We start from the raw sequence: 25,271 nt of genomic DNA on the forward strand, positions 1-25,271 counted from the left end.
GATGCATTCTTTATCGGCGCTTTGGTGGAAGGGGTGGGGCGATGTCTCCCACGGTCTGTACTGCTGTGAACAGTCAGAATCGGGCATTTAGTCCCACCCCCCCTTCAAGTCTAACCATACAAGCGGGCTTGTCCCGCGAAGCGCCGCGCGGGCGGCGCTCGATCTCGACGCACACACAAACCTGAAGGCATGCGTCTGAGGCCCCTTGGTCGAAATGGCGCGATGCGCGACAATGACGATCATTTGCGGAGCCCCCCATGACCGATTTCACCCCCGACGCCATCCTCGACGCCACCGGCCTGAACTGCCCGGAACCGGTGATGATGCTGCACCAGCACGTGCGTGACCTGGCCGCTGGCGGCTTGCTCAAGGTCATCGCTACCGACCCCTCGACCCGCCGCGACATCCCCAAGTTCTGCAACTTCCTTGGCCACGAACTGCTGCAGCAGCAGGAAGACGCCGGTACCTTCCTGTACTGGATCCGCAAGAAAGCCGACTGAGCCGCTCTGGATCAAGCCCGGCGTTGCGCCTACACTGCGTTCCCCAGACAGGAGAGCGCCATGCTGATAGTTGCCGACGAGAACATCCCGCTGCTCGATGCCTTCTTCCAGGGTTTCGGCGAAATCCGCCGTTACCCGGGCCGAAGCCTCGACGCCGCCAGCGTCAAGGACGCCGACATCCTGCTGGTGCGCTCGGTGACCAAGGTCAACCGCCAGTTGCTCGAAGGCAGCCGCGTGCGCTTTGTCGGCACCTGCACCATCGGTACCGACCACCTCGACCTGAACTACTTTGCCGAGGCCGGTATCTGCTGGAGCAGCGCGCCGGGCTGCAATGCCCGCGGCGTGGTCGATTACGTGCTGGGCAGCCTGCTGACCCTGGCCGAGCTGGATGGCGTGGCACTGTCCGAGCGCGTGTATGGCGTGGTGGGCGCGGGTGAGGTGGGCGGCCGCCTGGTGCGGGTGCTGCACGGCCTGGGCTGGAAGGTGCTGGTATGCGACCCGCTGCGCCAGGCCGCCGAGGGTGGCGATTACGTCAGCCTCGAGACCATCCTGCAACAGTGCGATGTGATCAGCCTGCACACCCCCTTGCAACGTGGCGGCGAGCACCCGACATGGCACCTGCTGGGCCAGGCGCAGTTGGCGCAGTTGCGCCCGGGTGCCTGGCTAGTCAACGCCAGCCGTGGCTCGGTGCTGGACAACGCCGCCCTGCGTGAACTGCTGCTGGACCGCGAAGACGTGCATGCGGTGCTGGATGTGTGGGAGGGTGAGCCACAGGTCGACCTGCAGCTGGCCGACCTGTGCACGCTGGCTTCGCCGCACATTGCCGGCTACAGCCTCGATGGCCGCCAGCGTGGTACGGCGCAGATCTACCAGGCGCTGTGCCGCTTCCTCGGTGTGGATGAGCAGGTGCAACTGGCCGACCTGCTGCCTCGGCCGCCGCTGGCGCAGATCGAGCTTGATGCCAGCACCGACCCGGCCTGGGCCTTGGCCACCTTGTGCCGCGCGGTGTACGACCCACGCCGCGACGATGCCGATTTCCGCCGCAGCCTCAGCGACGACCCGCAGCAGCAGCGTGCAGCGTTCGACCAGTTGCGCAAGCATTACCCGCCGCGGCGCGAGATCGAGGGGCTGGCGGTGCGCTTGCGTGGGGAGTCGCCCCAGTTGGCGCAGCTGGTCAGTGCCTTGGGTGGGGTGTTGGTCTGACGGTATGTTGAGCGCAGCACTGGCCTCTTCGCGGGTAAACCCGCTCCCACAGGTGCCCCGCTGATCTCAAGGCTTGTGTGGTCCCTGTGGGAGCGGGTTTACCCGCGAAAGGGCCAGCACAGGATTCAGGCAAATAAAAACCCGGCGCAAGCGCCGGGTTGCAAGGAATTCGCCGATCAACCTTTGCGTACGCGCTCGACCCGGCTTTCTTCCAGGGCCTTGCAGGCCTGCTGGATCATCTGCTCGGTGATCGGTACTTCGCGCCCCTGGGCATCGATGATCGAACCGCACACCTGCGGCTGCGGGGTGGTCCGGGGCTTCTGGTTGTCGCTGCCATGCTGCAAGCTCATGTATTGTCTCCTCATCAGGTTCAAGCTCAGGGTAACCCTGTGCCGTGACTGGCCTGTGACAGTTCCTGCAGGGTCACGGCAGGAACAGTCCACCAGAAACGGCAGTAAAGCTCCATAGCCTGGTTAGAACAATGGGCTATAGCAACCTTGCAAGGGTTCCCCAAGCCTGGATGAGTGGTAGGCTGCGGTTTCCTCGCCATTGTGGTCAGCGCCATGCCCGAATCGGTTTCCCCGCGTCAACGCCGCGCCTTGCGCCTGGGTTGGCAGTTTGTCCGTCCGTACCGTCGTCAGGTGCTGCTGGCCTTGCTGGCCCTGGTAGTTACCGCCGCCATCACCCTGTCCATGGGCCAGGGCATCCGCCTGCTGGTGGACCAGGGCTTCATGACCCGCTCCGCGCATCAGCTCAACCAGACCATCGGGCTGTTCCTGTTGTTGGTATTGGCCCTGGCAGTGGGTACCTTCAGCCGCTTCTACCTGGTGTCCTGGATCGGCGAGCGCTGCGTGGCAGATATCCGTCGGGCCGTGTTCGATCACCTGATCGGCTTGCATCCTGGGTTTTTCGAAGACAATCGCAGCTCCGAGATCCAGTCGCGGCTGACCGCCGACACCACCTTGCTGCAATCGGTTATCGGCTCTTCGTTGTCGATGTTCCTGCGCAACGCGCTGATGGTCATCGGTGGCGTGGTGTTGCTGTTCATCACCAATCCCAAGCTCACCAGCATCGTGGTGGTGGCCCTACCGCTGGTGCTGATGCCGATCCTGCTGTTCGGCCGCCGGGTACGCAACCTGTCGCGGCAGAGCCAGGACCGGGTGGCCGATGTGGGCAGCTACGTGGCCGAAACCCTCGGGCAGATCAAGACCGTGCAGGCCTACAACCACCAGGCGCATGACCGCGAACTGTTCGCCGGCACGGTCGAAGCGGCGTTTGCCGTGGCCCGGCAGCGGATTGCCCAGCGTGCCTGGCTTATCACCCTGGTGATCGTGCTGGTGCTGGGAGCGGTGGGGGTGATGTTGTGGGTTGGCGGCATGGACGTGATCGCCGGGCGCATTTCCGCAGGCGAACTGGCCGCCTTCGTGTTCTACAGCCTGATCGTCGGCAGTGCCTTCGGCACCCTCAGCGAGGTGATCGGCGAGTTGCAGCGGGCGGCGGGCGCGGCCGAGCGCATTGCCGAACTGTTGGCGGCGCGCAGTGCAATCCTGCAACCCGCCGTGGCGCAGGTGCTGCCGCAGCAGCGGGCCAGTGGGCGTATCGAGTTGCAGCAGTTGGTGTTCGCTTATCCGTCACGGCCCTCGGTGGCGGCAGTCGATGGCCTGAGCCTGGCCATCGAGCCGGGGCAGACCGTGGCGCTGGTGGGGCCCTCGGGGGCGGGCAAGTCGACCTTGTTCGATTTGTTGCTGCGCTTCTACGACCCCCAGCAAGGGCGCATCCTGCTCGATGGCCGGGCGATTACCGAACTCGACCCCGATCAGTTGCGCCAGCAGTTCGCTCTGGTGGCACAAAACCCCTCGCTGTTTCGCGGCACGGTCGAGGCCAACATTCGCTATGGCCGGCCCGAGGCGACCCTGGCCGAGGTCGAGGCAGCGGCCCGGGGTGCTCATGCCGACGCATTCATCCGGCAATTGCCGCAGGGCTACCAGACCCCGCTGGGCGAGGGCGGCATTGGCCTGTCGGGTGGGCAGCGGCAACGGCTGGCCATCGCCCGTGCGTTGCTGGTCGATGCGCCGATCCTGTTGCTGGACGAAGCTACCAGCGCCCTCGACGCGCAAAGCGAACACCTGATCCAGCAGGCGTTGCCCAGCCTGATGGCCGGGCGCACCACCCTGGTAATCGCTCATCGCCTGGCTACGGTGCAGCATGCCGACCGTATTGCGGTCATCGACAAGGGCAGGCTGGTGGCGGTGGGGACGCATCGCCAGTTGATCGAAGAGAGCCCGCTGTATGCACGGCTGGCGGCCTTGCAGTTCAGCACGGGGTAGCTTGTCGTGGCTTTGTAACATTTCTGTAGTATTTGCCTGAGAGTATCTAGCTCAACTGTTGCGTAAGTGCTCGATCTGGCTGCCATTGTTTGATGGCAGCCTTTTTTTGGCCTGCCAGTAACCGGCTGCGTTGCATCCCATTGCCAGCTTGCGCGGCCCCCGGTCTTCCTCCTGCTTTCCGAGATCCAAGATGTTGCGTAATTCCCTCAGAGTGCAAATTCTCTCCCTGCTCGGCGGTAGTCTGGTGGCGATGTTGCTGATCGCCCTGGTGTGCTTCCAGTTCCTCTCGTCCAGCGTGCGCGGCTACGCCGAGCTGGTCGACGGGCCATTGCGGGCCTCGCAATTGATCGACGAAGCCAACCTGCAGTTCAAGATCCAGGTGCAGGAATGGAAGAACGTGCTGTTGCGCGGGCGCCAGCCGGCTGACATGGAAAAGTACTGGCAGCAGTTCCAGGCTCGCGAGCAGCAGGTGCAGCAACTGCTCGGGCAATTGATCGACAGCAGTGACGCCAGGCTCAAGGCGCCGCTGCAGCAACTGCGAGACAGCCACCGGCAGTTGGGCCAGGCCTATGCGCAGGGGCGCCAGGCATTCCTGGCGGCGGGTGGCGACCCGGTAGCCGGCGACCAGGCGGTCAAGGGCGTGGATCGCGCCGCCAGCGAGCAGATGAGCAAACTGGTCGAGCAACTGCGTGCCGAGGCACGTCAGCAAGCCGCCAGCCTCAGTGCCGGCGCCGAGCGCACGGTATGGTTGGGCCTGCTGGTGATGCTGGCCTCGGCGCTGTTGGTAGGGCTGTTCAGCCTGTGGTTGGTCAACCGCAGCCTGGTCGAGCCGATCAGTCAGTTGATCGAGTACGTCGCGCAGCTCAGCCAGGGCCGCTTTGCCGACCGGGTAGACAGCCGCCGCGAGGACGAACTGGGCCGCCTGGCGCGGGCCGCCAACACCCTGCGCGACTTTCTCGCTGACACGGTTGGCCGGTTGCAGGACAACGCCCAGGAACTGGAAGGCGCCAGCGGCCAGTTGCGCAGCATCGCCGGCGACATGGCCCGTGGCACCCACGACCAGTTCCAGCGCACCGACCAGGTGGCCACGGCCATGCACGAGATGTCCGCCACCGCCCAGGAGGTCGCGCGCCACGCCGCCGAGGCTGCCCGTGCGGCGGACGATGCCGACCACAGCGCTCAGGCGGGCGAGCAGGTGATGCAGCAGACCATCGACATCATCGGCGTGGTCAACCGCGAAATTGCCAGCACAGCGGCGGTGATTCGCGACCTGGAGCATGACAGCACACGCATAGGCAAAGTCCTTGAAGTAATCCGCGGCATTGCCGAGCAGACCAACCTGCTGGCACTCAACGCGGCCATCGAAGCGGCCCGTGCCGGCGAGGCAGGGCGTGGTTTTGCGGTAGTCGCCGATGAGGTGCGCAGCCTGGCCCAGCGCACGGCTGCGTCGATTGCCGAGATCCACCAGATCATCGAAGCGGTGCAGTCGGGGGCGGTGGAAGCGGTCAAGGCTATCGAAAGCGGCCAGCAGCGCAGCCAGGAGGGTGCCGAGCAGGTGCAGCAGGCCGGGCAGATGCTGCAGCGCATCACCCTGGCGGTGGAAGCGATTCGCGACATGAACCGGCAAATCGCCACGGCGGCCGAAGAGCAGACCAGCGTGGCCGAGGACATCTCGCGCAACCTGATCGAAATCACCCGCATCGCCACGGCCAACCAGGAGGCGGTGCAGCATACCGAACAGGCGGGGCAGCGCCTGCATGGGTTGTCGGGGCAGCTGGGTGAAGTCACCTCACGCCTCACCGCCTGACGTGGCTCTTGTGGGAGCGGCCTTGTGTCGCGAAAGGGCCGCAAAGCGGCCCCGGCAATCTCTGCACGGAGGCTGATATCCTGGGGCCGCTGCGCGGCCCTTTCGCGACACAAGGCCGCTCCCACAACGGTGCGGCGCCAAGTTGGCTAATGGGGAAACCCGCCACTTCCACTGCTTCATTCCATGGCCTCTGGCGGATTGTCGCCATCCTCGCCGTCGCCTAACCCCCGTATTCACTGCTCCAGACCCAGTTGGCACGTTCCCTGCTCAAGGCCGCGCGCGTGTACACAACAACTGGATAACATCAATGAAGAAATTCCTGCTGACGTTCCTCTGCCTGGGCGTCATCGGCTGCTCCAAACCCGCGGAGCCGGAAAAGACCGTCGACGTGCTGCTGATCGGCGGTGGCATCATGAGTGCGAGCCTGGGCACCTACCTCACCGAGCTGGAGCCCTCCTGGAAGGTCGACGTCTATGAACGTCTGGATCAAGTGGCCGAAGAAAGCTCCAACGCCTGGAACAACGCCGGCACCGGTCACTCCGCCTTCTGCGAGCTGAACTACACCAGCGTCGGCAAGGACGGCAGCATCGACATCAGCAAGGCCGTGGGGGTCAATGAGCAGTTCGAGGTGTCCAAGCAGTTCTGGGCCTACCAGGTCGAGCAGGGCGTGCTGAGCAACCCGAAGTCGTTCATCAACAACGTGCCGCACATGAGCTTTGTCTGGGGTGACGACAACGTTGCCTTCCTGCACAAGCGCGTCGACGCGCTGCAGCACAGTTCGCTGTTCCGCGGCATGGAAATCTCCGAAGACCGCGAGCAGATCCGTAAGTGGGCACCGCTGGTGATGGAAGGCCGTGACCCGGGGCAGAAGGTCGCCGCCACGCGCATGGCCATCGGCACCGACGTGAACTTTGGTGAAATCACCCGCCAGCTGTTCGCCGCGATGACCCGCAACCCTAACGTATCGCTGAACCTGCGCCATGAGGTGCGCGACATCGTGCGTAACGATGACGGCACCTGGCAAGTGCGGGTGGCCGACCTGGCCAACGGCGGCAAGGAAAAGGCCGTCAATGCCCGCTTCGTGTTCATCGGTGCTGGTGGTGGCGCGCTGAAGCTGCTGCAGAAGTCGGGCATCCCTGAAGCCGAAGGCTATGCCGGCTTCCCGGTCGGTGGCCAGTTCCTGATGACCGACAACTCCGACCTGGTCGCCCGCCACCAGGCCAAGCTGTACGGCAAGGCCTCGGTTGGCGCGCCGCCGATGTCGGTACCGCACCTGGATACGCGGATGATCGATGGCAAGCAGGTACTGCTGTTCGGCCCGTTCGCCACGTTCTCCACCAAGTACCTCAAGCACGGCTCGCTGCTGGACATGTTCGCCTCGCTGAACAGCCACAACGTGCTGCCGATGGTCAACGCCGGTATCGACAACATCGACCTCAGCACCTACCTGATGGGGCAGTTGATGCTCAGTTTCGATGACCGCATGAACGCGCTGCGCGAGTACTTCCCCAACGCCAAGAACGAAGACTGGAAGCTGCTGCAGGCCGGCCAGCGGGTGCAGGTGATCAAGAAGGACCCGGTACTGGGCGGCGTGCTGCAGTTCGGTACTGAAGTAGTGGCGGCGCAGGACGGCAGCATCGCTGCGTTGCTGGGCGCTTCTCCGGGTGCCTCTACCGCGGCGCCGATCATGCTGACCGTGCTGGAAAAGACCTTCAAGGACCGTATCCAGTCGCCAGCCTGGCAGGCCAGGCTCAAGGAAATCGTGCCGAGCTATGGGCAGAAACTGAACAACAACCTGGCGCTGACCAACCAGACCCGGGCATGGAGCAGCGAGCGCCTGCAGTTGCTGTATGTGCCGGTGGAGGCTGAGGTGTCGCACTGACACATGTGGGAGCGGCCTTGTGTCGCGAAAGGGTCGCAACGCGGCCCCAGGATTTCAGCCAGGCTGCACAAGTTGCTGGGGGCTGCCTTGCAGCCTTTTCGCGACACAAGGCCGCTCCCACAAGGGGGCGCGCGCGCTGGGGCAGGGCACTTTTCAATGCACAACAAAAAGCCCGCACAAGGCGGGCTTTTTGACGAGGATTTGGTCGGAGAGACAGGATTCGAACCTGCGGCCTTCTCGTCCCGAACGAGACGCGCTACCTGGCTGCGCTACACTCCGATGAAAGAAATCCTACTGCATCCTGTTTTTGCCCGCAAGCCCTTGTTGTTAAAAGGGCCTTTGCAAAAACGCCGGCTGCGATCAGAGCTCTTTGACGGTGCGGATCTGGTCCTTGTTCAGGCGCGTGCGCTTGCCGTCCAGTTGCTCGAATTCGTAGAAACCGGAGTCTTCATCGTACTTCGGCGTGTCGGTGGCCTGGATTTCGCGACCGTCGTTCAGGGTAATGACGGTTGGCGATGCGCAGCCAGCGAGGGCGCCCAGGCTCAAGGCGAGCAGGAAAGCGGGTAGGGTCCGTTGAATCATCGTGTTTCTCCAGTGCGATGGTGCTAGATGACATTAAGACGCAGGGCGTCCACGCAAGTTCCGTCTACAGTGCAGCATAGCGGCAAAGCCGAGGCATTGATCGAGGGCAAGGGCCACGGGCGTCACGCTGCGACGTACGCGTGCTGTGTTATAACTGCGGGCATTCCATCTTCTCGTGACGGATCCCCATGAAAACCAAGGCAGATACCCCCTTCGTGCCGCTGAACATTGCCGTGCTCACGGTCAGCGACACTCGCACCTTCGATACCGATACCTCCGGCCAGATGTTCGTCGACCGGCTGAGCGCAGCCGGCCATCGCCTGGCCGAGCGCGTGTTGCTGAAGGACGACCTGTACAAGATTCGCGCCCAGGTCGCCACCTGGATTGCCGATGACAGCGTGCAGGTGGTGCTGATCACCGGCGGCACTGGCTTTACCGGCCGCGACAGCACGCCCGAGGCCGTGGCCTGCCTGCTGGACAAGCAGGTAGAAGGCTTTGGTGAGCTGTTCCGGCAGATTTCCGTGGCTGACATTGGCACTTCCACCGTGCAGTCGCGCGCCCTGGCCGGGCTGGCCAACGGTACCTTGGTGTGCTGCCTGCCGGGTTCGACCAACGCGGTGCGCACCGGTTGGGACGGTATCCTGGCCGAGCAGCTGGATGCCCGTCATCGCCCGTGCAACTTCGTGCCGCACCTGAAGCAGGCAGCGGCCTGTGACGGCCGTGGCTGAGGTCACCCAGGCCCGGCCTCTGATGCCGGTGGAACAGGCCCTGGAGCAGCTGCTGGCATTGGCCGAAGCGGCGCCGATCCGCGACACCGAGAACCTGCCACTGGCCGAGGCTCAGGGCCGTGTGCTTGCCACCGACCTGGTGGCCTCGCTCGACCTGCCGCCCTGGCCGAACAGCGCCATGGACGGTTACGCCCTGCGCCTGGCCGACTGGCAGGGCGAGCCGCTGCCGGTCAGCCAGCGGATTTTCGCCGGCCATGCGCCGCAGCCGCTGCAACCGGGCACCTGCGCGCGCATCTTCACCGGTGCACCGCTGCCCGAAGGTGCCGACTGCGTCGAGATGCAGGAAAACTCCGAAGTGGCGGAAGATGGCCGGGTACGCTTTCTCGAGCCGTTGAAGACCGGGCAGAACATTCGTCCCCAGGGCCAGGAAACCCGCAAGGGCGAACAGGTGATGAGCGCCGGCACCCGTCTGGGGCCTGTCGAGCTGGGCCTGGCTGCCACCCTGGGCCACGGCAGCCTGGAAGTGGTGCGCAAGGTGCGGGTGGCGGTGTTGTCTACCGGTGACGAACTGGTCGAACCCGGCCTGCCGCTGGGGCCGGGGCAAATCTACAACAGTAACCGCCGGTTGCTGGTCAGCTGGTTGCAGCGGCTGGGCTGCGACGTGGTCGATGCGGGCATCCTGCCGGATGACCTGGCACGCACCCGCACCTGCCTAGCCGAGCTGGCCGGTGTCGACCTCATCCTGTCCACCGGTGGTGTCTCGGTGGGTGAAGCCGACTACCTCGGCGCCGCCCTGCGCGAGGCCGGCGAGCTGGCCTTGTGGAAGCTGGCAATCAAACCGGGCAAGCCGCTGACCTTCGGCCACTTCCAGGGCGTGCCGGTAATCGGTCTGCCGGGTAACCCGGCCTCGACCCTGGTCACCTTCGGTCTGCTGACCCGACCCTACCTGTTGCGGCGTCAGGGCGTGGCCGATGTCACGCCGCTGCGCTTCGACATGCCGGCCGGTTTTGACTGGCCCAAGCCCGGCACGCGCCGCGAATACCTGCGCGCCCGCATCGAACAGGGCCATGTGCGCATCTACAAGAACCAGAGCTCTGGCGTGCTGCGTAGCGCGGCCTGGGCCGACGGGCTGGTGGAAGTGCGCGAAGGCAGTACGCCGAAGCAGGGTGACAGCGTGCCGTTCATTCCCTTCAGCGAGCTACTTGGCTGAGCGGCCCAGTCAGGCACTGGCCAGCGGTGCGGCCTCGACTGGTGCTGCCTGGGCCAGGCGCATGTGCACGCTCTCCAGTTGCTGGGCGGCCACGCTCCAGTCGTGGCGCTGGCGGGTGAACTGGCGCCCGGCCTCGCTCAACTGGCTCATGCGCCAGGGCTGGTTGAGCAATTGGGTGATCAGCAGGGCCAACTGGTCGCCATCCTCACTGCCCAGGTAGTGTTCACCATTGTTCGCAGCCAGGCCTGAAACGCCTTTGCCGGTGGTGATCACCGGCAAGCCGGCGGCCATCGCCTCGAGAATTTTCACCTTGGAGCCACCGGCATAGCGCAGCGGTGCGAAGAACAGTGCCGAACGCCGCTGCAGTTCACGCAGGTCGGGACGGTAGCCGAACCACTCGATACGCGGGTCGTTCCAGTGCAGTTTCCAGCTGGCCGGCATGGCATGCCCGGCAATCGCCAGACGCACCGCCGGGTTGCTCATCCATACCTGCGGCATGATGTCTTCCAGCGCCCATTCTATGGCCTCCAGGTTGGCGCCATACTCGAAGTTGCCAACGAACAGCAGGCGCTGACTGTGCAGCGCGGGTTGCACGTGCTGGTAGAAATCACAGTCCACGCCATTGACCACCACGTTCACCGGGCGCCCGCTGATCTGAGCAATCAGCTCGGCATCATGGGCGCTGACCGCTACCAGTTCGGTGGGCTGGCGCAACACCCGCTGTTCCCAGCGTCGATAGCGCCAGCGGTCGAAGGCGTTGAGCGGGCGCAGCCATATCGGCAGCCGATCGTGGCAGGCGCCACCCATCACCGACTCCAGGGTGTGCTCGCTGAGCATGTAGGGCAGTCCGCGTGCCTGCAGGGCCTTTTCGAAGGGCTGGAAACTGTAGCTGTGCTCGATCTGGATCACGTCCCAGGGTTCGTCCAGCAATTGCTCGAAGCGGTGCCGCAGGCAAGGGGCCAGGCCATTGATGATTGCCCGCATGGGGTAGTCGATGATCGGCGAGGCCAGCAGGTTGAGCGGGCTGTGCAGAGGCCGGCGAGGCAGCACGATCAGGCGTTCGAGCAGTGGTTCCAGTGCCTCGCGGGCGGCATCGCCGAGGGGGACCTTCGATTGCACCAGCAAGGTAATCCGGTGTCCCCGTTGTGCCAGTGCGCGTATCAGATGGTATTGCCGGGTCTTGCTGCCGCTGGTGGTCGGCCAGGGCAGGTAAGGCAGTGTCCAGAGAATGCGCATGACCCGAAATCCTCGCTAAAGGCTGCGGATAGCAAGACGCGCCCGTAGGCGGCAGTGGTAAAACCACTGCCGGGGCGCGTCCATGGCAAGAAGGGTGTATCTGCTGAGCATAGCTGCGCATTACCGGGCGTGGAGGAATTGACCGACCTACGCGATTAGTGGGGCCTGCTATTTTTTTGGGGCATGCAACGATCCGGCATTGCAGAGGGTCGAGATCTGGGTAGATCACTTCACGGAGGCGCGCAAATGCAAGTGGGCAAGGCAATGCTGATCCTGCACGGCAAGCAGGCGATGAACGAAGACTTGCGCAGCGCCGTGTATGGCCTGCGCGCCAGCGGCTGGGTGCTGGACGTGCGGGTCACCTGGGAGGCCGGTGACGCCCAGCGCCTGGTCAGCGAGGCGCTGGATGCCGGCTACGGCCATATCGTCGCCGGAGGCGGGGATGGCACGCTGCGCGATGTCGCCGAGGCCATGGGGCTGGCGGGCACCGACGCCAGCTTGGCGTTGTTGCCGCTGGGCACGGCCAACGATTTTGCCAAGGCCGCTGACATACCCCTGGAGCCTGCCACGGCGCTGGCCTTGCTGAACATACCTGCACAGCCAATAGACCTGGCCCAGGCCGGCGACCAGTTGTTCCTCAACATGGCCACGGGCGGTTTTGGCAGCCAGGTCACGGCCAGCACCTCCGAAGACCTGAAGAAAGTGCTGGGCGCTGCCGCCTACCTGTTCACCGGGTTGTCGCGCTTCAGCGAACTGCAGGCGGCCTCGGTGGAGCTGCAAGGGCCGGGCTTTCACTGGCAGGGTGACCTGCTGGCGTTGGGGATCGGCAACGGCCGTCAGGCCGGAGGCGGGCAGGTGCTGTGCCCCGAGGCAGTGGTAAACGACGGCTTGCTCGACATTGCCGTGCTGCCGGCCCCCCAGGAGGTGGTCGGGGCGCTGCGTGAGCTGTTGGCCGGTAACGGGCTGTTTGTCCGCACCAGGTTGCCCTGGGTAGAGATCAAGTGCTCGCAGGGGTTGGACATCAACCTCGATGGTGAGCCGGTACAGGCCGACAAGTTGCGCTTCCAGGCAAGGCCTGCTGCATTGCGCCTGCACCTGCCTGCCGGGTCGCCGTTGCTCAGTCATCCGGGCTGATGATTTTCTCGCGCACGGCGAACAGCACCAGACCGGCCACGTCATGGATTTGCAGGCGTTTCATGATTTGCGAGCGGTGGGTTTCCACGGTCTTGATCGACAGCCCCAGGCCGGTGGCGATTTCCCGGGTTGCCTTGCCGCGCACGATCAGACGCAGGATTTCCAGCTGTCGCGCTGTCAGGTTATGCCGCTCGCCAGCGGGTTGCTTGCCCTGCCTGGCGTGCTGCAGCGCCTGGTTGATCACCGTATGGGCGATGGCTGGGCTGAGGTAGCGCTCGCCGTTGCGCACCGCGGCCAGGGCCTGCCCCAGTTCGGTGGCGCTGGTGTCCTTGAGCAGGTAGCCGTGGGCGCCGCTCTCCAGGGCTCGCATGATCAGGTCCGGGTCGGTGTGCATCGACAGGATCAGCACCTTGCAGGTGCTGCCGCTGGCGCGCAGTTGGGTGAGGGCATCCAGGCCGCTGGTCGAGCGCATGGAGATGTCCAGCAAGACGATGTCCGGCGCCAGTTTGCGTACCTGCTCAAGCAACTGACTGCCGTCGTCTGCCTCACCGATTACCTCATAGCCGGGAATGTCGCCGACCAGTGCGCGCACCCCGGCGCGGATCAGCGAGTGGTCGTCTACAAGCAGCAATCTACAGGTCATGGGTGGCAGTACTCCTGGCGCGTTGCTGAGTGCGCGGTGGCCATGGGAACACCGCCTCGATGCGCGTGCCCAGGCCGAGCTGGCTGGTGATCTCGAGGCTGCCCTGCAACGCCGTTACCCGCTCCTGCATGCCGGCCAAACCACGCTGGCCAGCTTCGGCCGGTTGCCTGGCGGGCACGAAGCCACGGCCATCGTCATGGATCGACAAGGCCAACCCCTCGGGGGTGCGCTGCAGACGGACGACCAGGTTGTGTGCCTGGGCGTGGCGCAGCATGTTGGTCACGGCTTCCTGGGTAATGCGGAACACCGCCATGGCCACAGCCTCGTCGATGCCCCCCAGGCGCTGGTTGCACGCCAGGCTCCAGTGCACGCCGCTGTTGCCCAAGGTGCGTACCAGGTGCGCGCGCAGGCTGGCTTCCAGGCCAAGGCTGGCCAACTGCCGCGGGTTGAGCAGGGCGGAGACATCGCGCACGTTGCCCAGGGTGTTATCCAGCGTGCTGCGCAGGGCGTCGCAGTGGCCTTGCAGCTCATCGGGCATGCGCTTTTGCAGCCACTGCAGTTGCAGTTTGGCGGCCGTGAGCAGTTGGCCGATGTCGTCGTGCAGTTCCCGGCTCAGGTGTTGACGCTCGTCTTCCTGGACCTTGAGCATGCGCTCGGCCAGTTCCGCCGGGCGCAGGCTGATCGACCTGGCGCCCAGGCTCAGGTGCACGGCGGCGCCCAGCGTAGCAGCCAACTGCAGCACCAACAGGCTGGTCGGGATCGCCTGGTCGGTCAGGTACAGCATCAGGTTGGCGACCAGCGAGGCCACGCACAGCCCGACCGTCGTCCAGCGCAGCAGGGTAGTGCGGGGGCAGCAGCGCAAAGGAGTCTTAAAGCGTGGAGACATAAGTAGGGAAGCCACTGAAGTATTGCTGATGGAGGCCTTGCACAATCCTTGTCAGAGGCTTTGGAGCAGTACTTTCGATTATTTTTTCGAACCCGTGATCTTGCGACCTTGCTGCAGGTTGCAAACGTTTGTGGGGGGGCATATTACCACTTCGGAATGCATCGGTCGCGGCTGGGTAACGCTTTGAAACGCCTGTCGGGCGCGCGCTGGAGGGTAGCAAAGTGCCACCTGGCTTGATCGCGCAACACACACTTGTCGTGGAACTTACGCGCAATTGATTCAACTTGGCCCACGGTAACTTGGAAAACTTCGGAGACTTTCCAAGTTCGACCAGGGTGGGTTTGAATAAAGGTGCCTGGTTGCACTTTGTGCCGGGTCAATATGTTGGAGATGAGCGGCCGGGGGGCGTGCCGTCTGCCGTCTCGGTGTGCGGGTGGATGCACACGCCACCTTGGTCGTTGCAGGACGTGCAGGCTTGCACAAAAGGTTGCTGCACGACTTTGGCCAGTTCACCCAGCAGCACCAGCTGCTCGCCGATGTCCAGGTTAAGCCGCCCGGTACACGGGTCGACCAGTTCCAGTTGCCAGGCCAGCAGGGTCAGGCAGGCCCCTACTGCGGGCAGGGCTTCGCGCGGCAGGCAACCGCCATGGCAGGCCGGGCCCAGCAACTGCTGCAGGGCTGTGGTGTAATGGGCGACTTCGCGCAGGCCCAACTGCGTGGCCTGTCGAGCGAGGTTGTCGAGGGTATTGTCCAGGCAGTGGCAGGCATCCGGGTCGTTGTCGATCAGTTCCAGGTGATGCAGGCATTCCTGGGCCTGGGTCAGCAGCACCTGGGCATCCAGCAGAAACCCCTGCAGGGCTTCATCGAACGATAAGGCGCTGTCCATCATGAGGCCCCCGCGCGTGAGGCAGGCGCAGGGGACGGGCACGCCAAAACGATAGCTAGCAAAAGCCTGACTCCATTCATGCAATGAGAATGGCGTCACATTAATGGCTAAAGGATATCGCGAACATCAGGTTGCACCCGATTGTGGCTAAGGGTTTCCCTGATATTGGCTACGGTGGGGAACTTTTGTCGTGCCGCAGGTTCACTCCGGGCTGCTCGCAGTAAAGCATGGTGGCAAAGTGATATCAATTGCCTTCACGGCATTTCCCCACAAGGGTCAAGGTGTGCGTGAAGCGGCCGATACAGGGTGGATGATTTCACTTTCTCCGACTCAAGCCTGGGGGTTTTCCAATGGCTGGCATTCTCGACACGGTAGACCAACGCACGCAACTGGTGGGTGAGAACCGCCTGGAAATCCTGATGTTTCGCCTGGCTGGCCGCCAGCTGTTCGCGATCAACGTGTTCAAGGTGCAGGAAGTGCTGCAACTGCCCAAGCTGACCCTGATGCCCCAGCGCCATGCTTTCGTGTGCGGGGTGGTCAACCTGCGCGGCCAGACCCTGCCGGTGATCGACCTGTCCCAGGCGATCGGCATGCGTCCGCTGCAGCCGGGGCCGGACAGCACCATCATCGTCACCGAATACAACCGCTCGGTGCAGGCCTTCCTGGTGGGTGGTGTCGACCGCATCGTCAACATGAACTGGGAGGCGATCATGCCGCCGCCGTCCAGCGCAGGACGCCAGCATTACCTGACCGCCATCACCAAGGTCGATGACAAGCTGGTGGAAGTGATCGACGTGGAGAAGGTGCTGGCCGAGATCGTGCCGTACAACGCCCGGGTTTCCGGCGACAAACTCGCCGACCCGGTACTGGCTCGGGCCCGTGGTCGCGAAGTGTTGCTGGTGGACGACTCCAGCGTGGCCCTGGCGCAATTGCGTGACACCCTGTCCCAGCTGGGCGTGAAGCTGCACGTGGCCAGTGATGGCCTGAAGGCGCTGCGTATGCTCAAGGGCTGGGCCGACGCCGGTGAGGATGTGTGCGAGAAGCTGCTGATGGTGTTCACCGACGCCGAGATGCCGGAGATGGACGGCTACCGGTTGACCACCGAGATCCGTGGCGATGCTCGTTTGCGCCAGCTGTACGTGGTGCTGCATACCTCGCTGTCGGGTAGTTTCAACGAATCGATGGTGAAAAAGGTGGGCTGCGACAACTTCCTGTCCAAGTTCCAGCCTGATCGCCTGGTCGACGTGGTCAAGCAACGCCTGTTGCTGGAGGCCGCTACTGCGTGATCCCGGCCCCTGCCGGGTATAAGCTTGGCGTTTTGGCATGACGCGAGGCGGCAGGGATGTTTCTCAGTGAGCTGTATCGGTACCCGGTGAAGTCGGGGCAGGCGCAACGCCTGCAGGCTTCACTGGTAGGCTTGTTGGGGGTGCAGGGCGACCGGCGCTGGATGGTGGTGGAGGAAGAAAACGGACGTTTCCTCACCCAGCGCGCCTGGCCACAGTTAGGCCAGGTCAAGGCAAGCGATGATGACAGCGGCCAGTTGCTGCTGGAAACACCTGGGCAAGCACCGTTGCGAGTGCCTGTGCCATCTGCCGATGACGCCCTGCGCGGCGTGACCATCTGGCGCGATACCCTGCGCGTGCCGGATGCGGGCGATGCGGCGGCAGCCTGGCTGAGCCAGCTGCTGGGCAAGGCCGTGCGGCTGGTGCATTGCCCGGAGCAACGCGCGCGTTATCTGCCCAATGGCTATGGCCTCAACAGTGACCGGGCGGCGTTTCCGGACGGCTTCCCCTTGTTGCTGATCGGCCAGGGTTCGCTGGACGAGCTCAACCGACGTATCGGTCGGCCCATGGATATGCTGCGCTTTCGGCCCAACCTGGTGGTGCGGGGCGCGGAACCGTTTGCCGAGGATGGCTGGAAGCGCATTCGTATCGGCAGCCTGGAGTTTCGCGTGCTCAAGCCCAGTGTGCGGTGCATCTTTACCACCATCGACCCGGCTACCGGCGAGCGCAGTGAGGATCGCGAGCCGATGGCCACGCTCAGGACTTTCCGCGAGAAGGAGGGGGATGTGCTGTTCGGGCAGAACCTGGCGGTGGATGGTAGTGGGTGGCTGGAGGCAGGGATGCAGGTCGAAATTCTGGAGTAGCTGTGTTGCCTGTGCCGGCCTCTTCGCGGGTAAACCCGCTCCCACAGGTACTGCACCGCATTCAGGACTGGTGCAATACCTGTGGGAGCGGGTTTACCCGCGAAGAGGCCGGCACAGGCTCAGCAACAATCACATGTCATCGAAGTACCGCTCATGCCAATCCACCAGCGGCTGCGGCGAGTTCAGTTTCTGCCCGTAGATCACCGAATACGACAGCACGTTCTGCACGTACTGGCGCGTTTCGTCGAACGGGATCGACTCCACCCACACATCGAAGCTCAGGTGCTTGGCGCCTTTCAGCCACTGGCGCACACGCCCCGGCCCGGCGTTGTAGGCTGCCGAAGCCAGCACCCGGTTGCCGTTGAACTGGCTGTGCACCTGGCTCAGGTAGGCCGCGCCCAGCTGGATGTTCTTGTCCGGGTTGAGCACCTGCGCCGGTGACGCCAGCGGAATGCTGAACTTGCGGGCGGTTTCCTTGGCCGTGGCCGGCATCAGCTGCATCAGGCCGCTGGCGCCCACCGGCGAACGGGCATCTTCCATGAAGGCACTTTCCTGACGAGTGATGGCAAATACCCAGCTCGAATGCAGGCCTCGGACCTTGGCCTCGCGTACCAGGGTGTCGCGGTGGGCCATCGGGAAGCGAATGTCCAGATCGTCCCAGTACTGCGCCTGGCTGATGGTGCGAATGGCTGGGAAGTACCAGCGCAGGTCGTAGCCCAGGCGCGCCTGGGCGACCATTTCGTCGCGGCTGAAGTGGCGGCTGACGTGGTACCACTCGCGGCGGCCTTCGACGATCTGGCCGCGGGCGTGGAACTCCAGGGCACGGCGAATGCCCGGGGTGTTGCGCACCTTGTTGACCAGTTGCGGGCTGAGCACCAGCGGCTTGTTGTTCAGTTGGTAAGGTGTCTGTGCCCGGTCGGCGGCGAGGAAACCGTAGAAGTCACGCTCACGCGCCACGGTCTTGTACAGCAGCGGGATCTGCGGGTTGTTCGGCTGCGCCAGCTCCAGGCTGCGGGCCTGCCAGTACTTCCAGCGGCTGCTGCTGGCCAGGTCCTGGGGCAGGCGGCGGGTCAGCTCGTAGGCGTCCTCCCAGCGGCCCAGGCGCAGCAGCAGGCGCAGGCGCCATTCGCTGACAGTGTTGTCACGCAGCTCGGGGTCGTAGCGGGTCATCAGATCGAGCGCGCGCGGGTCGTAGCGGCGCGCCAGGGTCAGGCCGATTTCGCGGGCGATGGCCACTTTCTCGTCACGGGAAAAGTGCATGCGCTGGGCGTAGTCGTCGAGCAGCGCCATGGCCCGCTCCGGGTCCTGTCGGGCCAGGCGGCGCAGGCCGAGGCTGACCACGTCGGACATGGCTTCGTTGACCGGGGTGAAGCGCGACGGTTGGTTGAGCAGCTCGGGCTTCTGCGCCACATCGACCAGCAGGCGCCCCTGCGGACCGAGCGTAGTCAGGGTCTTGACCAGGTTGTTGGCCAGGCTGTAGTTGCGCGCCTGGGCCGCCAGTTTGGTGCGGTGCCAGCGCTTGGCCTCGGTCAGCTGGCCTTCGGCCGCCCACATGCCGAACAGCGTGTCGCAGGTGGCTGGCTGCGACTTGCCGACGTTCCACAGTTTTTCGGCCGTGGCGTACCCCTCGGCGCGCAGACCGTGGCTGAGCTGGTACTGGCCATTGAGGCAGTCCAGTTCGGTGAAGTTGAGCTTGGGCTCGTAGTACTTGACGAAGGTGTTCCATTCGCCGCGTTCGGCCAGCCAGCGCAACCAGCGCAGTTTCATCCAGTTGGCCTGGGGCAGGTCGCCATGCTTGGCAAGGAAGTCTTCGATTTCCTGGTTGCTGGCGCTTTTCAGGCGGGCAGTGAGTTCGTCATAGGCCAGGTAGGGCGTCAGTGGGTAGTCGCTGAGGGCCTGGGCATAACGCAGGTACGGGCCTTTGTCGCCCTTGGCCAGCGCACGCTTGGCCTCGTCATAGTACTGGCGTTGCAGGGTAAGGTCGGCGGCCTGCGCCGCGCAGGTGGCGGCGGTAAGCAGCAGGCAGGATGCAATATGTAACAGGCGGCTGCGCATGATACGTCCGGGCAGTTGAACCATGGGGAAGTGACGGCTGAGCCAGCACTGTTGGAAGCTATTGCCTTAGCTTAGCTGTTTGCCGGCGGGGGGTGAAAGCACTGTGCTTGTATCGGGATATTAAGTTCGACCAGATGTCGCAAAACCCTCGCCGGGTGGCCTGGCGGATGCTGTCGGGGACCAAGTCAGGTAGAATGCGCGCCCGATTTATGGAGACCAACATGACCCTGCTCAAATTCAGCGATGTGTCCCTCGCATTCGGCGCCATGCCGCTGCTGGACAAAGTGTCCTGGCAGATCGCTCGTGGCGAGCGGGTGTGCATCATCGGCCGCAACGGCACCGGCAAGTCGAGCATGCTGCGCCTGGTCAAGGGCGAGCAGAAGGGCGACGACGGCGAAATCTGGCGTGCCCCGGGCCTGAAGATCGGCGAGCTGCCTCAGGAGCTTCCGGTAGCCGACGAGCGCACGGTGTTCGACGTTGTGGCTGCAGGCCTGGATGGCGTGGGCGAGTTGCTGGCGCAGTTCCACCACTTGAGCCTGAACATCCAGGGCGATGAAGACCTGGAAAAACTCATGCACGTCCAGCACGAGCTGGAAGCCCGTGACGGCTGGCGCCTGCAGCAGGTGGTGGAGAGTACCCTCAGCCGCTTGCAGCTGCCGGCCGACAAGACCCTGGCTGAGCTGTCCGGTGGCTGGCGCCGCCGCGTGCTACTGGCCCAGGCGCTGGTGTCTGAGCCCGACCTGCTGCTGCTCGACGAGCCGACCAACCACCTGGACATCGGTGCCATCGCCTGGCTCGAAGAGGCTCTGCGTGGCTTCAACGGCGCGGTGCTGTTCATCACCCACGACCGTTCCTTCCTGCAGAACCTGGCCACCCGTATTCTCGAACTGGACCGCGGCGGCCTGATCGACTGGAACGGCGACTATGCCAGCTTCCTGGTGCACAAGGAGGCTGCGCTGGCCGCCGAGGAAACCGCCAACGCGTTGTTCGACAAGCGCCTGGCCCAGGAAGAAGTGTGGATCCGCCAGGGCATCAAGGCCCGCCGTACCCGCAACGAAGGCCGCGTACGCGCGCTGAAGGCCCTGCGCGTGGAGCGCAGCGAACGCCGCGAGCGCCAGGGCAAGGCCAACATCCAGATCGAGGCGGCGGAGAAGTCCGGCAAGCAGGTGATGGTGCTGGAGAACGTCAGCTTCCATCACCCCGAAGGGCCTGTGCTGGTCAAGGATTTTTCCATGGTCCTGCAACGTGAGGACCGCATCGGCCTGCTGGGTGCCAACGGTACCGGCAAGACCACCCTGCTCAAGCTGATGCTCGGCGACCTGGAGCCGACTGCAGGTAAGGTCGAGCGCGGCACCAAGCTGGAAGTGGCCTATTTCGACCAGATGCGCCACCAGCTCGACCTGGAAAAGACCGTTATCGACAACCTGGCCGAAGGCCGTGATTTCATCGAGATCGACGGCCAGAACCGCCACGTGCTGAGCTACCTGGGCGACTTCCTGTTCAGCCCCCAGCGTGCCCGCACGCCAGTCAAGGCGCTGTCGGGTGGCGAGCGTGCACGGTTGCTGCTGGCCAAACTGTTCAGCAAACCTGCCAACCTGCTGGTGCTTGACGAACCGACCAACGACCTTGATGTGGAAACCCTCGAGCTGCTCGAGGAGGTACTGTCCAGCTACAAGGGTACCGTGCTGATGGTCAGCCACGACCGGGCCTTCCTCGACAACGTCGTCACCAGCACCCTGGTGTTCGAAGGCGAGGGCAAGGTGCGCGAGTATGTCGGTGGGTACGAGGACTGGATTCGCCAGGGGGGCTCGCCGAAGCTGCTGGGCGTGACCGAGAGCAAGGGTGGCAAGTCCGAGCTCAACAGCGCGGTGGTAGAGAAGGTCGAGGCCAAGCCGGCGCCTGCACCTGTTGCAGCGGCGGCCGATGGTTCGAAGAAGAAGCTCAGCTACAAACTGCAGCGTGAGCTGGAAATGCTGCCGGCGCAGATCGACGAGCTGGAGCAGCGTATGGCCGAGGCCCAGGAAGAAGTGAATGCGGCGGGCTTCTATCAGCGGCCGATTGCGGAAACTTCGGCTGTGCTGGCGAAGATCGAGAAGCTGCAGGGTGAGCTGGATGTGCTGGTGGAGCGCTGGGCCGAGCTGGAAGGCTGATTGGCGTTAGCCTGCCCCGGCCTTTTCGCGGGTGAACCCGCTCCCACAGGTACTGCACCGCATTCAGCAGCGCGCGGTCCCTGTGGGAGCGGGTTCACCCGCGAAGAGGCCAGCCAGGTTGAATCATTCCTTCTTCTGCAACCGCACCGCTAACACATCGCACGGCGCACCATGCAGCACGTCATTGGCCGTGGAGCCCAGCAGCAACGCCAGGCCGTGACGGCCATGGCTGCCGACCACGATCAGGTCGCATTTCTGGTCCTTGGCCAGCTGGTGGATTTCCTGGCGCGGCTGGCCATAGGTCAGGTGCGAGTCGCCGCGGTGGATGTCCGGGTATTTGTTGAACAGGCGCTCCATGCGCTCCTTGGCCTGGTCGAACTGCTGCTGTTGCAGCTGCGACAGGTCCATCGGCACGTCACCGCCAAACGCCATGGCCATCGGCTCGACGATGTGTACCAGCGAAACCTTGGCATTCGACGGCGCAGCCAGCGCCATGGCGCGTTTGATCACCGGGTCGCATTCTTCGGTCAGGTCGACGGCGACCAGAAGATGTTCGTAGGACATGAGCGGAACTCCTGACAATCGCGATAGAAGAAGTATGGTCGCTTTCGGGCGGGTCTTCCGTGAAAAATGGCTAACCAGCTCATTTGCAACGTTTTATGGGAACTACTGATATGACGGTATTGCTGGTGGTGTCAATCCTCGCGCTGATTCTCAGCCCGCTTTCCTGGTTGCGCACCTCGCGCAAGCAGAGCGAGCAGATGAAGCTGCGCCTGGAGGCGCGGCGCATGGGCCTGGCCATGCAACTGGCGCCCCAGCAGTGGCCGCACTGGCTGGAAAAGGAGCCGCCAAGCCCGTGCCCGCAGTACCACCGGGCGCGCCGCCGCGGGCACGAGGACAGCTTCAGCTTCTGGCAGGTCACCCCGGGAGTGTGGTGGAACCAGTGGCGTGAACCCTGCGAGGACCCACGCTTCATGGAGGCCCTGGCGCGCTTGCCGGCGAGCGTCTACAAGGTCGAGGCCGATGCCCGGATGATCGCGCTGTACTGGACCGAGCGGGGCGATACGGCTGTGTTGCAGGATGTTGCCTACGTCCTCGAAACCCTGGCCTGAGATTTGCCTTTGCGCGGCCTCTGTGGGAGCGGGTTTACCCGCGAAGAAGGCGACTCGGTGCATGGCACCGGCTCTGCCGGTGTTCGCGGGTAAACCCGCTCCCACAGGGCCCCGCTAAGCCCTCCCATTGGTCTTCTCATCCGAAGGCAAGCACAAAACGACAAAGCGGCGGCTTGGCCGATCCCCTGAAGGGGTGGGGTGCCAAGTCGCCGCTTTGCGTTCTGCTGCGCAGAAAAGGCCAGGCAGGCCGGGTATGCATTCAAGCAAGTGCCAGTGTAGCCGTTCGAGGTCGCCGCGCAAGGCAGAAGCTGCGGTGATCTCCCTCGGCTCGTGGTCAATCGTCGACATGAATGGCCTGCAATCACTGTCATCATGTTTTGTACCAGGCGCTACAAAATGACCGGAAAGTCGTGTTTTCACCTTGCTCGCGAGCATTTGACAACGCCGATCTTTTCGGAGAATGTGTGCACACCCAAATCAAACGGGCGTATGAATTGAGCGTTTGTATGTCATGACGCCAAGCCATACTTCCGACTAGCGCGCTGACGGGTGTGCCTGGGGCAGGGCAGCTACGCCTGCTTTTGCTGCAGCGATCGGCGTGTACAGTTCAGCTTCCATATCGTGGAGATCAGTTGATGATTTACGAAGGTAAAGCCATCACGGTTAAGGCTCTTGAAAGTGGCATCGTCGAGCTCAAGTTCGACCTCAAGGGTGAGTCCGTCAACAAGTTCAACCGCCTGACCCTGAACGAGCTTCGCCAGGCCGTCGATGCCATCCAGGCCGACGCCTCGGTCAAGGGCGTGATCGTCAGCAGTGGCAAGGACGTGTTCATCGTCGGCGCCGACATCACCGAGTTCGTCGACAACTTCAAGCTGCCCGAGGCCGAACTGGTCGCCGGCAACCTGGAAGCCAACCGCATCTTCAACGCCTTCGAAGACCTCGAAGTACCGACCGTCGCCGCCATCAACGGCATCGCCCTGGGCGGCGGCCTGGAAATGTGCCTGGCCGCCGACTACCGGGTCATGTCCACCAGTGCCAAGATCGGCCTGCCGGAAGTCAAGCTGGGTATCTACCCGGGCTTCGGCGGTACCGTGCGCCTGCCGCGCCTGATCGGTTCGGACAATGCCATTGAGTGGATCGCCGCCGGCAAGGAAAACCGTGCCGAAGACGCCCTGAAAGTGGGGGCCGTCGACGCCGTGGTCGCGCCAGAGCTGCTGATGGCCGGTGCCCTTGACCTGGTCAAGCGCGCCATCAGTGGTGAACTGGACTACAAGGCCAAGCGCCAGCCCAAGCTGGAAAAGCTCAAGCTCAATGCCATCGAACAGATGATGGCCTTCGAAACCGCCAAGGGCTTCGTCGCAGGCCAGGCCGGCCCGAATTATCCGGCCCCGGTCGAAGCCATCAAGACCATTCAGAAAGCTGCCAACTTCGGCCGTGACAAGGCTCTTGAAGTCGAAGCCGCAGGCTTCGCCAAGCTGGCCAGGACCTCGGTTGCCGAGAGCCTGATCGGCCTGTTCCTGAACGACCAGGAACTCAAGCGCAAGGCCAAGGCGCATGACGAAATTGCCCATGACGTGAAGCAGGCCGCCGTGCTCGGCGCTGGCATCATGGGTGGCGGCATCGCCTACCAGTCGGCGGTCAAGGGCACCCCGATCCTGATGAAGGACATCCGTGAGGAAGCCATCCAGCTGGGCCTGAACGAGGCCTCCAAGCTGCTCGGTAACCGCGTCGAGAAGGGCCGCCTGACCCCGGCGAAGATGGCCGAGGCACTCAACGCCATTCGCCCGACCCTGTCCTATGGTGACTTCGCCAATGTCGACATCGTCGTCGAGGCCGTGGTCGAGAACCCGAAAGTCAAGCAGGCCGTGCTGGCCGAAGTGGAAGGCCAGGTGAAGGAGGATGCGATCCTCGCTTCCAACACCTCGACCATCTCCATCAGCCTGCTGGCCAAGGCGCTCAAGCGCCCGGAAAATTTCGTCGGCATGCACTTCTTCAATCCGGTGCACATGATGCCGCTGGTGGAAGTCATTCGTGGCGAGAAGTCCAGTGAAGTAGCGGTCGCCACCACCGTGGCCTACGCCAAGAAAATGGGCAAGAACCCGATCGTGGTCAACGACTGCCCGGGCTTCCTGGTCAACCGCGTGCTGTTCCCGTACTTCGGCGGCTTTGCCAAGCTGGTCAGCGCCGGTGTCGACTTCGTCCGTATCGACAAGGTCATGGAAAAGTTCGGCTGGCCGATGGGCCCGGCGTACCTGATGGACGTGGTAGGCATCGACACCGGCCACCACGGCCGCGATGTGATGGCCGAAGGCTTCCCGGACCGTATGAAGGACGAACGCCGTTCGGCCGTTGACGCACTGTACGAGGCCAACCGCCTCGGTCAGAAGAACGGCAAGGGCTTCTATGCCTACGAAACCGACAAGCGCGGCAAGCCGAAGAAGGTCGTCGACGCCAGCGTGCTCGACGTGCTCAAGCCGATCGTCTTCGAGCAGCGCGAAGTCACCGACGAAGACATCATCAACTGGATGATGATTCCGCTGTGCCTGGAGACCGTGCGCTGCCTGGAAGACGGCATCGTCGAGACTGCCGCCGAAGCCGACATGGGCCTGGTCTACGGCATTGGCTTCCCTCCCTTCCGCGGTGGTGCGCTGCGCTACATCGACTCGATCGGCGTGGCCGAATTCGTTGCCTTGGCCGATCAGTACGCCGACCTGGGGCCGCTGTACCACCCGACCGCCAAGCTGCGTGAAATGGCCAAGAACGGCCAGCGCTTCTTCAACTGAG

General features: G+C 63.8%; 21 protein-coding genes and 1 tRNA gene. 13 read left to right on the forward strand and 9 right to left on the reverse strand.

Going from position 1 to position 25,271, the window contains the following annotated elements; all coding sequences use genetic code 11:
- The first annotated feature begins 257 nt into the window (after positions 1–257).
- Positions 258–500, forward strand: coding sequence for a sulfurtransferase TusA (tusA, locus tag CAY82_RS23415; protein ID WP_016500764.1), 243 nt, complete (start codon positions 258–260; stop codon positions 498–500).
- A gap of 60 nt (positions 501–560) precedes the next feature.
- Positions 561–1,703, forward strand: a complete 1,143-nt coding sequence (gene pdxB / locus CAY82_RS23420) for a 4-phosphoerythronate dehydrogenase PdxB (RefSeq protein WP_087503275.1) — start codon at positions 561–563, stop codon at positions 1,701–1,703.
- Between the two features lie 176 nt (positions 1,704–1,879).
- On the opposite strand, the gene CAY82_RS26760 is transcribed toward pdxB, so the two are convergent.
- Complete coding sequence (locus CAY82_RS26760) at positions 1,880–2,053, reverse strand: PA1571 family protein (RefSeq protein ID WP_170929323.1); 174 nt, start codon at positions 2,051–2,053, stop codon at positions 1,880–1,882.
- Positions 2,054–2,266: 213 nt separating this feature from the next.
- Between CAY82_RS26760 and CAY82_RS23425 the strand changes: the two genes are divergently transcribed.
- The 3 genes from CAY82_RS23425 to mqo all read left to right on the forward strand — a co-directional run bounded on the left by CAY82_RS23425 (position 2,267) and on the right by mqo (position 7,719).
- The gene (locus CAY82_RS23425) at positions 2,267–4,030 is read left to right on the forward strand and encodes an ABC transporter transmembrane domain-containing protein (protein WP_087503314.1); all 1,764 of its coding nucleotides are present in this window, start codon (positions 2,267–2,269) and stop codon (positions 4,028–4,030) included.
- A 190-nt stretch (positions 4,031–4,220) separates the two neighbouring features.
- Positions 4,221–5,837 (forward strand): methyl-accepting chemotaxis protein, encoded by a 1,617-nt coding sequence (locus CAY82_RS23430; protein ID WP_087503276.1) that lies wholly within the window; start codon positions 4,221–4,223, stop codon positions 5,835–5,837.
- A 307-nt stretch (positions 5,838–6,144) separates the two neighbouring features.
- Positions 6,145–7,719, forward strand: coding sequence for a malate dehydrogenase (quinone) (mqo, locus tag CAY82_RS23435; RefSeq protein ID WP_087503277.1), 1,575 nt, complete (start codon positions 6,145–6,147; stop codon positions 7,717–7,719).
- Between the two features lie 202 nt (positions 7,720–7,921).
- Here the strand turns inward: mqo and CAY82_RS23440 are convergent.
- Positions 7,922–7,998: transfer RNA gene (locus tag CAY82_RS23440), tRNA-Pro, on the reverse strand.
- Between the two features lie 81 nt (positions 7,999–8,079).
- Positions 8,080–8,301 carry a YgdI/YgdR family lipoprotein gene (locus CAY82_RS23445; protein WP_087503278.1) on the reverse strand — a complete coding sequence of 74 codons (222 nt, stop codon included), beginning with the start codon at positions 8,299–8,301 and terminating at the stop codon, positions 8,080–8,082.
- Positions 8,302–8,489: 188 nt separating this feature from the next.
- On the opposite strand from CAY82_RS23445, the gene moaB reads away from it, so the two are divergent.
- Positions 8,490–9,029 (forward strand): molybdenum cofactor biosynthesis protein B, encoded by a 540-nt coding sequence (gene moaB / locus CAY82_RS23450; RefSeq protein ID WP_087503279.1) that lies wholly within the window; start codon positions 8,490–8,492, stop codon positions 9,027–9,029.
- A gap of 22 nt (positions 9,030–9,051) precedes the next feature.
- A complete protein-coding gene (gene glp / locus CAY82_RS23455) occupies positions 9,052–10,239 on the forward strand; it encodes a gephyrin-like molybdotransferase Glp (RefSeq protein WP_170931123.1) in 1,188 nt (395 codons plus the stop codon).
- Between the two features lie 9 nt (positions 10,240–10,248).
- Here the strand turns inward: glp and CAY82_RS23460 are convergent, their stop codons facing one another.
- The gene (locus tag CAY82_RS23460; RefSeq protein ID WP_087503281.1) at positions 10,249–11,475 is read right to left on the reverse strand and encodes a glycosyltransferase family 4 protein; all 1,227 of its coding nucleotides are present in this window, start codon (positions 11,473–11,475) and stop codon (positions 10,249–10,251) included.
- A 246-nt stretch (positions 11,476–11,721) separates the two neighbouring features.
- On the opposite strand from CAY82_RS23460, the gene yegS reads away from it, so the two are divergent.
- On the forward strand, positions 11,722–12,609 hold the full coding sequence (gene yegS / locus CAY82_RS23465; protein WP_087503282.1) for a lipid kinase YegS: 888 nt from the start codon (positions 11,722–11,724) through the stop codon (positions 12,607–12,609).
- On the opposite strand, the gene CAY82_RS23470 is transcribed toward yegS, so the two are convergent.
- The 3 genes from CAY82_RS23470 to CAY82_RS23480 all read right to left on the reverse strand — a co-directional run bounded on the left by CAY82_RS23470 (position 12,593) and on the right by CAY82_RS23480 (position 15,024).
- Positions 12,593–13,252 (reverse strand): response regulator transcription factor, encoded by a 660-nt coding sequence (locus tag CAY82_RS23470; protein ID WP_087503283.1) that lies wholly within the window; start codon positions 13,250–13,252, stop codon positions 12,593–12,595. The genes yegS and CAY82_RS23470 overlap by 17 nt on opposite strands.
- Positions 13,242–14,138, reverse strand: a complete 897-nt coding sequence (locus CAY82_RS23475; RefSeq protein ID WP_087503284.1) for a sensor histidine kinase — start codon at positions 14,136–14,138, stop codon at positions 13,242–13,244. Before CAY82_RS23475 ends, CAY82_RS23470 begins: the two co-directional genes overlap by 11 nt.
- Positions 14,139–14,514: 376 nt before the next feature.
- The gene (locus tag CAY82_RS23480) at positions 14,515–15,024 is read right to left on the reverse strand and encodes a histidine kinase (protein WP_087503315.1); all 510 of its coding nucleotides are present in this window, start codon (positions 15,022–15,024) and stop codon (positions 14,515–14,517) included.
- Between the two features lie 350 nt (positions 15,025–15,374).
- On the opposite strand from CAY82_RS23480, the gene CAY82_RS23485 reads away from it, so the two are divergent.
- Together CAY82_RS23485 and CAY82_RS23490 are read left to right on the forward strand one after the other, a co-directional pair.
- Entirely contained in the window at positions 15,375–16,310 is a 936-nt protein-coding gene (locus tag CAY82_RS23485; RefSeq protein ID WP_087503285.1) for a chemotaxis protein CheV, read from the forward strand.
- 56 nt (positions 16,311–16,366) lie between these two features.
- Positions 16,367–17,170, forward strand: a complete 804-nt coding sequence (locus CAY82_RS23490; RefSeq protein ID WP_087503286.1) for an MOSC domain-containing protein — start codon at positions 16,367–16,369, stop codon at positions 17,168–17,170.
- A gap of 129 nt (positions 17,171–17,299) precedes the next feature.
- On the opposite strand, the gene CAY82_RS23495 is transcribed toward CAY82_RS23490, so the two are convergent.
- Positions 17,300–19,225 (reverse strand): transglycosylase SLT domain-containing protein, encoded by a 1,926-nt coding sequence (locus CAY82_RS23495; protein WP_087503287.1) that lies wholly within the window; start codon positions 19,223–19,225, stop codon positions 17,300–17,302.
- A gap of 221 nt (positions 19,226–19,446) precedes the next feature.
- Here CAY82_RS23495 and CAY82_RS23500 point away from each other — a divergent pair, with 221 nt between their 5' ends.
- Complete coding sequence (locus tag CAY82_RS23500) at positions 19,447–21,375, forward strand: ATP-binding cassette domain-containing protein (RefSeq protein WP_087503288.1); 1,929 nt, start codon at positions 19,447–19,449, stop codon at positions 21,373–21,375.
- Positions 21,376–21,498: 123 nt separating this feature from the next.
- Here CAY82_RS23500 and CAY82_RS23505 read toward each other — a convergent pair whose 3' ends face one another.
- Positions 21,499–21,939, reverse strand: a complete 441-nt coding sequence (locus tag CAY82_RS23505) for a universal stress protein (RefSeq protein ID WP_085665480.1) — start codon at positions 21,937–21,939, stop codon at positions 21,499–21,501.
- Between the two features lie 110 nt (positions 21,940–22,049).
- Here CAY82_RS23505 and CAY82_RS23510 point away from each other — a divergent pair, with 110 nt between their 5' ends.
- Complete coding sequence (locus CAY82_RS23510) at positions 22,050–22,487, forward strand: hypothetical protein (RefSeq protein ID WP_087503289.1); 438 nt, start codon at positions 22,050–22,052, stop codon at positions 22,485–22,487.
- Positions 22,488–23,122: 635 nt separating this feature from the next.
- The gene (gene fadB / locus CAY82_RS23520; protein WP_087503290.1) at positions 23,123–25,270 is read left to right on the forward strand and encodes a fatty acid oxidation complex subunit alpha FadB; all 2,148 of its coding nucleotides are present in this window, start codon (positions 23,123–23,125) and stop codon (positions 25,268–25,270) included.
- Position 25,271 lies beyond the last annotated feature (1 nt).

Source organism: Pseudomonas sp. SID14000 (assembly GCF_002165135.1).
In the GTDB taxonomy this organism is placed as follows: domain Bacteria; phylum Pseudomonadota; class Gammaproteobacteria; order Pseudomonadales; family Pseudomonadaceae; genus Aquipseudomonas.

Excerpts from the sequence above, each read along its gene's own strand:
- mqo (WP_087503277.1), top strand. The coding sequence starts at position 6,145 with ATGAAGAAATTCCTGCTGACGTTCCTCTGCCTGGGCGTCATCGGCTGC.
- CAY82_RS23510 (WP_087503289.1), top strand. The coding sequence starts at position 22,050 with ATGACGGTATTGCTGGTGGTGTCAATCCTCGCGCTGATTCTCAGCCCG.
- CAY82_RS26760 (WP_170929323.1), bottom strand. The coding sequence starts at position 2,053 with ATGAGCTTGCAGCATGGCAGCGACAACCAGAAGCCCCGGACCACCCCG.
- tusA (WP_016500764.1), top strand. The coding sequence starts at position 258 with ATGACCGATTTCACCCCCGACGCCATCCTCGACGCCACCGGCCTGAAC.
- CAY82_RS23480 (WP_087503315.1), bottom strand. The coding sequence starts at position 15,024 with ATGGACAGCGCCTTATCGTTCGATGAAGCCCTGCAGGGGTTTCTGCTG.
- CAY82_RS23490 (WP_087503286.1), top strand. The coding sequence starts at position 16,367 with ATGTTTCTCAGTGAGCTGTATCGGTACCCGGTGAAGTCGGGGCAGGCG.
- CAY82_RS23485 (WP_087503285.1), top strand. The coding sequence starts at position 15,375 with ATGGCTGGCATTCTCGACACGGTAGACCAACGCACGCAACTGGTGGGT.
- glp (WP_170931123.1), top strand. The coding sequence starts at position 9,052 with ATGCCGGTGGAACAGGCCCTGGAGCAGCTGCTGGCATTGGCCGAAGCG.
- CAY82_RS23445 (WP_087503278.1), bottom strand. The coding sequence starts at position 8,301 with ATGATTCAACGGACCCTACCCGCTTTCCTGCTCGCCTTGAGCCTGGGC.
- CAY82_RS23460 (WP_087503281.1), bottom strand. The coding sequence starts at position 11,475 with ATGCGCATTCTCTGGACACTGCCTTACCTGCCCTGGCCGACCACCAGC.
- fadB (WP_087503290.1), top strand. The coding sequence starts at position 23,123 with ATGATTTACGAAGGTAAAGCCATCACGGTTAAGGCTCTTGAAAGTGGC.
- CAY82_RS23470 (WP_087503283.1), bottom strand. The coding sequence starts at position 13,252 with ATGACCTGTAGATTGCTGCTTGTAGACGACCACTCGCTGATCCGCGCC.
- yegS (WP_087503282.1), top strand. The coding sequence starts at position 11,722 with ATGCAAGTGGGCAAGGCAATGCTGATCCTGCACGGCAAGCAGGCGATG.
- CAY82_RS23505 (WP_085665480.1), bottom strand. The coding sequence starts at position 21,939 with ATGTCCTACGAACATCTTCTGGTCGCCGTCGACCTGACCGAAGAATGC.
- CAY82_RS23425 (WP_087503314.1), top strand. The coding sequence starts at position 2,267 with ATGCCCGAATCGGTTTCCCCGCGTCAACGCCGCGCCTTGCGCCTGGGT.
- CAY82_RS23500 (WP_087503288.1), top strand. The coding sequence starts at position 19,447 with ATGACCCTGCTCAAATTCAGCGATGTGTCCCTCGCATTCGGCGCCATG.
- CAY82_RS23475 (WP_087503284.1), bottom strand. The coding sequence starts at position 14,138 with ATGTCTCCACGCTTTAAGACTCCTTTGCGCTGCTGCCCCCGCACTACC.
- pdxB (WP_087503275.1), top strand. The coding sequence starts at position 561 with ATGCTGATAGTTGCCGACGAGAACATCCCGCTGCTCGATGCCTTCTTC.
- CAY82_RS23430 (WP_087503276.1), top strand. The coding sequence starts at position 4,221 with ATGTTGCGTAATTCCCTCAGAGTGCAAATTCTCTCCCTGCTCGGCGGT.
- moaB (WP_087503279.1), top strand. The coding sequence starts at position 8,490 with ATGAAAACCAAGGCAGATACCCCCTTCGTGCCGCTGAACATTGCCGTG.
- CAY82_RS23495 (WP_087503287.1), bottom strand. The coding sequence starts at position 19,225 with ATGCGCAGCCGCCTGTTACATATTGCATCCTGCCTGCTGCTTACCGCC.